An 8,475-nucleotide genomic window follows, 5' to 3' on the forward strand; every position below is an offset into this window, starting at 1 on the left:
TGGAGGCACAGATGATCGACACACGGGCCGTAATGCGCTCGCTGCCCTTGGTGGCAAGCGTGCTCGGCAGAAAATACGGAGTGAAAGTCGAGATAGGAGGTACTGACGCCTATACGGACGGCACGGTCATCCGTCTGCCGTCCTTGCCGGGCGATGTACCGGAAACCCTTCTGGCCATGGCTCGCGGATACCTGGACCACGAGGCCGGACATGTTCGGGATACGGATTTCCAGGCCTTGAAGGACGCTTCGCTCATGCCGATCGAAAAACATGTGTGGAACACCTTGGAGGATTGGCGCGTTGAGCACAAACTCGCGTCCATATTCCCTGGATGCCGCCAGAACTTCGATTGGCTGATCTCGCATGTTTTCGGCACGGAGACGGAAGACGAGCCTGCCCAACCTGCGGCTATCATTCTTAACTGGCTCCTGCTCGAAATCCGGTCCTGGGATGTCCAGGCCCTGTCAAGCAAGCGGGACATTCTGGCTGGACAGTTGGACACGGTTTTTCCGGGGATAAGGCCGAAGATTGGACGCGTGCTCACCGTGGTTCGAACCAGATGCCGTTCGACCCAGGACGCCATAGACTTCGCCCGTGAAATTGTGCGTATTCTGGATCAGTACGCGAATTCAACCGAACAGCCAGTGTCGCCTAATCAGGACGAACCTGGGGACGCCAGGTTCGAACCGGATGCGCGGAACACCTTAGAGCGTTCTGAACGAAATGCCCCCGGAGCCCAAGATGAAAAAAGCGACCAGTCCGAATGGGGAGGGGAGGTGCAGGATGACGCCCCTGAGGGAGACGGCAGCCATGACGGCCGTGACAGCTCAGATGATGCCGACGCTTCAGGGGCTTTCCCAGGCAGAGAGGATCAGGACCAGGCAAAGGAGCATGTCCGTGATCTGGTCGGGGCAGGGGAGGACGTCCTCCCGCAAAGCCTCGGCGATATCCTGGCGGACACCCTGCAGGCCACGTCTCGGCAGTCCCAGGAAGGAGCCGTCACCGTGGCCATCCCCACGGAGAAAAGTGCAGCCCCCCTGACCGAGACGGATATCTTGGAGGCACGGATGGCGTCCATGGCGCTGCGGACTAGGATGCAAGGGCTTCTCCAAACCAAGATCCTGGCACGCGCTTCCAGCGGAAGAAGGGGTCGTCTGGATACCGGGCAGCTCCATCGTCTGGCAGTTTCGGATCCCAGGCTTTTCCGGGTCAAGGCCGAGCGAACCGGGATCGATACCACCGTGCACATCCTGCTCGACTGCTCCGGATCAATGGTTCGCAGGATCCGCTTGGCCTGTTGCTCCTGCTATGCCGTCGCCTCTGCCTTGGAAGCATCAAAGATCAACGTCGCCGTGACCGCGTTTCCCAGTTCGCAGTTGCAAAATGGCTCGTATTCAACCGTCGCCCCCGTCATCACGCACGGCCAGAAGGTGCACGCAAATCTGGACCTCGTCCCCGCAGGCGGCACGCCAATGGGGGAAGCCTTGTGGTGGGTCATGCAGGATATGTTGCCTTTGGGCGAGCTGCGAAAGCTCATTCTCGTCGTGACGGATGGGGAGCCGGATTCTCTGGAGTGCGCGACTCAGGCGATCGAGCAGGGATGCAAGGCGGGCTTCGAGATATACGGCATCGGGATCACCAGCCCCGGCATCAACGTGCTCCTGCCAGGGCGCAGCGCCGTGGTGAACTCCATGACGGAGCTAGCCCCAGCGATGTTTACTCTGCTGGAGGGCGCGATTCTTGGGTGCTGATACATCCAACCAGTCAACAACCGTGCGGGGGCCAATGGTCCCCCGTTTTGTTTCAACCAAAAAGGAGCCGATATGAAAGCAAGGAGATTACAAGGCCCGATCCTCGGACCGCCTGACAGGATCATCATTCGTTTGAGCCATGTTCGCCGCATTCGTTCTCTTGAGCACTACAAGGGAGGGAAATTCATATGAGTTGGGGACCAGCCATAGCTATCGCGATCGCTGTACTGGAAATTGTAAGGGAGACACTTGATGACTAATGAAATTATGCCCAGGGAGGACAGAATGGGAAAAATACTGAGTTTTATTGGCGGGTGCATCGCCGGAGTTGCCGGCGTGTTCGCGGTGGCGGTGATGTCGGAATTGTCAACATCTGAGGAAAGTAACGAAGACGCTCCTACGGGCGTTGCTCAGGATGAGGAGATTGACATCTTGTAACGGTTATGGAGGGAGGCGAACCTCCCTCCATAACCGTTCGTACGAGAAGGTTATGTTGGGGGGATAAAAAAATATCTATATATATTAATAATTTTTTCAACTAGTTACAAAAAAATAATCTCGTTTATTGCATTTTACGAGTAAAATTAGATGCTAAAACGAGATAAGAAATTAAATAATTAGATAAATAAAAAAAATATAAGGCAAAAAAATCATGTTACTAATTAAATGAGAAATATTTCTTCATAAAAATATTAGAAACGAAATAAATCAGTAAAAAAAGGGATAGCTCCCTTTCGGTCTGGCAGTTTAAAATATAACTAAAAAACTTAGTGTGTTACTATGATGCGAGGGATAGCGGCGAGTCCGGTTCAATTTTCTTAATTTGGCTGAGGCACTTCTTGTGTTGGTGGTGAGGAGTGAGTGTTGTCATGTCACGCTCCCTCCGCACTTTCATTTGTCCACGTTCGTGGTGCGTAAGATGTTTTTCCAAGTCCGAAGCTGGAATTCAATGATCCTGCGATCAGGATTTGTGGTTGATCAAAGTGGGTCAAAAAGGTAGGTCAAAATTCCGTAGGAAAAGTGTTTGTTTGAAAAATAGTATCGTGATTTCAGGCTATTGACTTTTATAGGGCACCGAGTCCCCCCTTCGACACCAGGAAAAGATAAGCCGCTGAAGTGAAAGCTTCAACGGCTTTTTCTTTGTGCGCCCGGCGGGGCACATTCACTTGGAGGTGCAAGTCCTCTACGCGCCCGACAGGGGGAAGCGTTAGCCGGACGGCAAGGGTGTCCACCACTCTGGCATGATTTCCGGCCGCCTGAACGGGCGTGACGGCTTCCTTGCCGCATCATCCGACCGCATTTCTCCCTCTCCCGACGGCGTCGCGGTGCTCGCGCGCCAAGTTCAGGAAGGCCCGCAGATAGTCGGTGTCCGCATCGGCCTCGCGGATGCCGAGGTGGATCTGCTTGTCGATTCCGTCCTTGCCCAGCCTGACCGGGACAACGGCAAACCTGTCGGCCCACTCCTCGATCAGCCAGCGCGGCATGGCCGACACTCCCCGTCCGCTGGCGACCATCTGCAGCAGGATGTCCGTGGTCTCGATCAGCTTGTGCTGCCTGGGACTGACTCCCGCCGGGGTCAGGAATCGGGTGAAGACGTCCAGCCGGTCAACGCTGACCGGATAGGTGATCAGGACCTCTCCGGCGAGCTGTTCCGGCCGGACGTGGTCCGCTTGGGACAGAGTGTGTCCCGCGCTTACCACCAGCACCTGTTCGTAGTCGAATACGGCCTCGTAAAGCAGACCCCGTACGTACAGCGGGTCGGGCGTGACCAGCAGGTCGATCTCGTATCCCGTCAGAGCTCCGATGCCGCCAAACTGAAACTTCTGCCTCACGTCCAGGTCCACGGCCGGCCAGGCCGCCAGGTACGACGCGGCGATCTTCAGCAGCCACTGGTAGCACGGATGACATTCCATGCCGATGCGCAGAGTGCCGCGTTCACCTTGGGCGAACTGCCTCAGGCGTTCCTCGGCTTGGGCGAACTGAGGCGCCAGGCGGTCGGCCAGATTCAGGAGGTATTCGCCGGCCTGGGTCGGGCGCAGGCTGCGTCCCTCACGATGCCAGATCTCCACCCCGAGCCGGTCCTCCAGCTTCCGGATGCTGTGGCTCAAGGCGGACTGCGTGAGGTTCAGGGCTGAGGCCGCCGCGGTCAGCGAGCCGTGTCGCTGCACGGCCCTCAGGATTTCCAGGTGAATGCGTTCGATGCCTGCCATGCGGTTTCCTTATCTATGAATTCTGCTCATGCGATTCTGAAAAATTACCATTTTCATTCATGAATGCAAGCAGGTAATCACGGCGTCATCTTTGCAACTCAACAAGAGGATACCGTCATGGCATACACGCATAATCTGGGCTATCCGCGCGTTGGCGCCCGCCGGGAACTGAAGGCCGCGCTCGAAGCCCACTGGAAGGGGCAGTTGTCCGCATTCGACCTCGAGGAGGCCGCCCGCGAGATCCGCACCGCCAACTGGCGGCGGCAGTCCGGGCTCGATCTGGTTCCGGTGGGGGACTTTTCGCTCTATGATCAGGTTCTGGATATGAGCTTCGCCCTGGGCAACGTCCCCGAGCGGGCCGAAGCCTGTCAGGGGACCGTCCTGGACCGCTATTTCCGTGTGGCTCGCGGCCGCACCGCGGGTGACGCTGCGGGCGTGGCGGCAGGTGAGATGACAAAGTGGTTCGACACCAACTACCACTACATCGTCCCCGAGTTCACATCCGGGACGGAGTTCACCCTTCATCCGCAGCGCATCCTCGAACAGGTGGACGAGGCCCGGGACGCTGGCGTATCGGCCAAGCCGGTGCTCATCGGACCCATGACCTATCTGTGGCTTGGCAAGGAAAAGGACGGCTCCGACAAATGGGGCCTCCTGGACCGCCTGCTCCCGGTCTACGTCGAACTGCTCGGCCTTCTGGCCGGGCGCGGGGTGGGCTGGGTGCAGATGGATGAACCCGTGCTGGTCACCGATCTGGAGCCCCGTCAGCGCGACATGTTCGCCGGGGCCTACGCAGCCTTGTCGGGGCGCGGCGTCAGGCTGCTGCTGACCACGTTCTTCGGAGGCCTGGGTGAGAACCTCGATCTGGCCCTCGGCCTGCCGGTGGACGGCGTGCACGTGGATGCCGTGCGGGGCCGGGAAGAGTTGCCCGCCGTGGTGGACAGGCTGCCGAAGGGAAAAGTGCTGTCCGTGGGCATCATCGATGGCCGCAACATCTGGAAGACGGATCTGGCAGCCGCTCTTGATGTCCTCGAACCCCTGGACGCCCGCCTGGGGGACCGGCTCTGGATCGCCCCGTCGTGTTCTCTGCTGCACGTGCCCGTGGATCTCGACCTGGAAACGGACATGGACGGGGAGATCCGTTCGTGGCTGGCCTTTGCCGCGCAGAAACTCGACGAGCTGAGGCTGCTCGGCCGGGCCTTGGACAGGGGGCGTGCGGCCGTGGCCGGGGAACTCGCCGCCAACGCTAAGGCCTTGGCGGGACGCCGATCCTCGACCCGCGTGCACGACCCGATCGTAAAGGCGCGCCTCGACGCCATCGAGCCATCCTGGGGAAACCGCCGGTCGCCGTATCCCGTTCGCTCGGCCCTGCACAGACGGCGGTTCGGCCTTCCCCTGTATCCCACCACAACCATCGGTTCCTTTCCGCAGACTGCGGAAATCCGCACGGCGAGGAGGCAGTACCGGGCCGGCGAGCTGAAACGGGAAGCTTATGTCCAGGCCATGCAGGACCAGATAAGGCGCGTGGTCTCGGCGCAGGAGGATCTGGGCCTCGATGTCCTTGTGCATGGCGAGGCCGAGCGCAACGACATGGTCGAATACTTCGGCGAGCAACTACGGGGCTATGTCTTTAGCGGTTTCGGCTGGGTGCAGTCCTACGGTTCGCGTTGCGTCAAACCACCAATCATCTTCGGAGACATCTCCCGCCTTGGCCCGATGACCGTGGAGTGGATCACCTTTGCCCAGTCACTGACGGACAAGCCCATGAAAGGCATGCTGACCGGCCCGGTGACCATTCTGAACTGGTCCTTCGTGCGCGACGACCAGCCCCGTTCCCGGACCTGCCTGCAACTGGCCCTGGCCGTTCGTGATGAGGTGCTGGATCTGGAAAAGGCCGGCATCGGCATCATCCAGATCGACGAGGCGGCTCTGCGCGAGGGGCTGCCGTTGCGGACATCGCAGTGGCGGGAATACCTGGACTGGGCCGTGGGCGCGTACCGCATCGCGGCCAACGGAGTCAGGGACGAGACGCAGATACACACCCACATGTGCTATTCGGAATTCAACGACATCATCGCGGCCATCGCGGACATGGATGCCGACGTCATCACCATCGAGACCTCGCGTTCGGGCATGGAACTGCTCGATGTCTTCGACAGCTTCAGCTACCCCAACGAGATCGGGCCGGGCGTGTACGATATCCATTCACCCAACGTTCCGGAAGCGCAGGCCATGGTCGATTTGCTGCGTAAGGCAGCCCGGCACATCCCGCCGGAACGGCTGTGGGTCAACCCGGACTGCGGTCTGAAAACTCGTCAGTGGGGCGAGGTCCTCCCATCTCTCTCCGCAATGGTCGCCGCCGCGAAGACGATGCGGACCTCCACGGTCATCGACGTATAAAGGGCCTTCAGATCGGCGGCGACATATTTGCCCTGCTTTCGGTTCGCGAACTTGAGGCTGTGACGCGCCATGTGCACTAGGCAGCGTTGGACATCGGCATGTGGGAAGACCGCTGCAGTAGTATAAGGAAAGCCTTTGAGGACGTCTACGGAGACAACGAAGATGCCGTTCCATGCCGCGTCTCTTGATTTTCGTGACAACATGTCGCAAGAATCCCCGCACCACAATCGACACCCAAAATAAAACGAGGGTTACAGTAACATGCTGTAACCCTATTTTATTTTGTTCAGTCGGTTTGTTTGTCGGGGGGGGGACGCACCTAAAAGCGCCCAGGTGCTACAAAACCTAGTACGAAACCAAGGTGTCCCCGATGGCCATGTAAACCTCCCCAAAAGCAATTGCTGATGAGTTTTCATTTTTTTTGCTTGATTCTGCGGGGTCAAGAATGTAGGTCAAAAATTACGTAGTGTTTTTGTGCTTAAGTAGCTAAATTTAATTGATTTTGAAGAATTAGCTGCGACGCCTCCGCTAGTCCCCCCTTCGACACTAATTATAAAGCCGCTACAGATGTTTCTGTAGCGGCTTTTTCGATTTATGCAGTTTTTGGATTTTCAACATCTATCGAAGTATTTTGCTTTTCAATATTCGCAAATAAATTTCCTGCCACTTCAGCTGCTCGTTTTAGAGCGTCATCACGAAGATGTGCGTAGCGCTGTGTCATTTGCGGAGATTTGTGTGTCAATAGCTTTTGTAGTGTATAGATATCAACTTGACCAGAGCTGGCTAGCATTGAAGCATACACATGCCTGAGTCCATGCAAAGCTCGAAAATCTTCAGGAAGTCCGGCGCGGCGTTTTATCCGTGCTGTTTGATGTTTGACATCTTTTCTCAAGCCTCCATTTCGGCCTGGGAAGACGTATTCACTGCCTGTTCTGGGGTGGTCCAGAAACAGTTGTCTGGCCGCTTCGTTCATTGGGATCCGCTGGTCCTTTCCGCCTTTGGGATCGCGGATAAAAATGAAACCTTTATCGAAATCTAAATCAGACCATTTCAGCTTGAATATTTCTCCACGGCGCATGCCTGTGAAAAGGGCTGCTTTCATTATCCCTGCTGCTTGTATGTTCGTATCTTCAGCAATCGCTTTGAAAAGACGCTCCATTTCATCTGGTGTCAGATCTTCAGTCTTGTGATTATCTGGTTTTGGAAACTCAATGGTAAAGGGCAAGCGAGAGCATAAGTGCATTTTAACGCCAAAATTGATAATACGTCGAAACAATTCAAGTGTGTTTTTGACAGTCTGCGGACTCTTTGATTTGAGCATCATCACTCGAACCCTATCCACATCCAGTGGAGCAATTTCCTCGGGCTCCTTGTGACCGAAAGGAACTTCGAGATAGCGTATGAATCGGCTCTCGTCAGTCTTGATTCCTTTGAAATCAACTTTGCTTTTTTTGTACTCAGTCCACAGTTTGGAGAGCGTCCAGCGACTGTCGTCCGCCTCTTTCTCTGCCTTGATTTTGTTGCGCCGGGTTTTGTTCGAATCGGACTTTCCGTCTATGCGCTCGGCCCTTAAGCGGGCTGCCCTGGCTTCGGTCATGTCGTCACGGCCTTGGTAGCCAGCTTTCTCTTCGATCAGCTTTCCATCCCTGCGGTATACGATGTAATAGACTCGTTCCGGTTTTCCATCCGCGCCAGTGCCGATGACGAAATAGACGCCTGGATAGCGCGTTTTTTCGCGTTTTCGTGATGGCATTTTTCCTCCAAACCAAGGGCTGGTGGGCTTAAACCGAGGATCGTCTGCCCAACACTATGCCCAACATTCGAGGTGAAAATAGGTGAAAAATGAGAAAAGTCAATGAAAGTCGACTTTGCTTAACTATCTGAAAAATAATAAATAATGCAAAGTGATGCAAATAGGTGAAAATGGTAGGATTAGGTTTTGGGAACCGAGGGCCGCTGGTTCGAGTCCAGTCGCCCCGACCAGGAAAAACAAAGGCTTACAGGAAAATCACCTGTAGGCCTTTTTTTGCGCTCAGGCGATACAGTTTTTCCTATGCCGTTTGACATACGGAACCAAGCGAACTATGTACCCATTTTTCCAATAATATCAGCCT

5 protein-coding genes and 1 pseudogene are annotated in these 8,475 nt (G+C 55.9%); 3 read left to right on the forward strand and 3 right to left on the reverse strand.

Annotated features, from left to right (window positions below):
• Window positions 1-11 precede the first annotated feature (11 nt).
• Both G394_RS0104980 and G394_RS0104985 read left to right on the forward strand, forming a co-directional pair.
• Window positions 12-1,751, forward strand: coding sequence for a cobaltochelatase CobT-related protein (locus G394_RS0104980; RefSeq protein ID WP_028576717.1), 1,740 nt, complete (start codon window positions 12-14; stop codon window positions 1,749-1,751).
• A 285-nt stretch (window positions 1,752-2,036) separates the two neighbouring features.
• Window positions 2,037-2,189: a hypothetical protein gene (locus G394_RS0104985; RefSeq protein ID WP_156902452.1), complete on the forward strand. Its 153-nt coding sequence runs from the start codon at window positions 2,037-2,039 to the stop codon at window positions 2,187-2,189.
• Between the two features lie 848 nt (window positions 2,190-3,037).
• Here G394_RS0104985 and G394_RS0104990 read toward each other — a convergent pair.
• Window positions 3,038-3,961: a LysR family transcriptional regulator gene (locus tag G394_RS0104990; RefSeq protein ID WP_028576719.1), complete on the reverse strand. Its 924-nt coding sequence runs from the start codon at window positions 3,959-3,961 to the stop codon at window positions 3,038-3,040.
• A gap of 117 nt (window positions 3,962-4,078) precedes the next feature.
• Between G394_RS0104990 and metE the strand changes: the two genes are divergently transcribed.
• Window positions 4,079-6,361, forward strand: a complete 2,283-nt coding sequence (gene metE, locus G394_RS0104995) for a 5-methyltetrahydropteroyltriglutamate--homocysteine S-methyltransferase (protein WP_028576720.1) — start codon at window positions 4,079-4,081, stop codon at window positions 6,359-6,361.
• Here metE and G394_RS21820 read toward each other — a convergent pair.
• Window positions 6,340-6,574: pseudogene (locus tag G394_RS21820) on the reverse strand (transposase); the annotation flags it as partial. The gene metE and the pseudogene G394_RS21820 overlap by 22 nt on opposite strands.
• A gap of 379 nt (window positions 6,575-6,953) precedes the next feature.
• Entirely contained in the window at window positions 6,954-8,114 is a 1,161-nt protein-coding gene (locus G394_RS20660; protein WP_084435340.1) for a tyrosine-type recombinase/integrase, read from the reverse strand.
• Window positions 8,115-8,475 lie beyond the last annotated feature (361 nt).

The organism is Desulfomicrobium escambiense DSM 10707 (genome assembly GCF_000428825.1).
Taxonomy (GTDB): domain Bacteria; phylum Desulfobacterota; class Desulfovibrionia; order Desulfovibrionales; family Desulfomicrobiaceae; genus Desulfomicrobium; species Desulfomicrobium escambiense.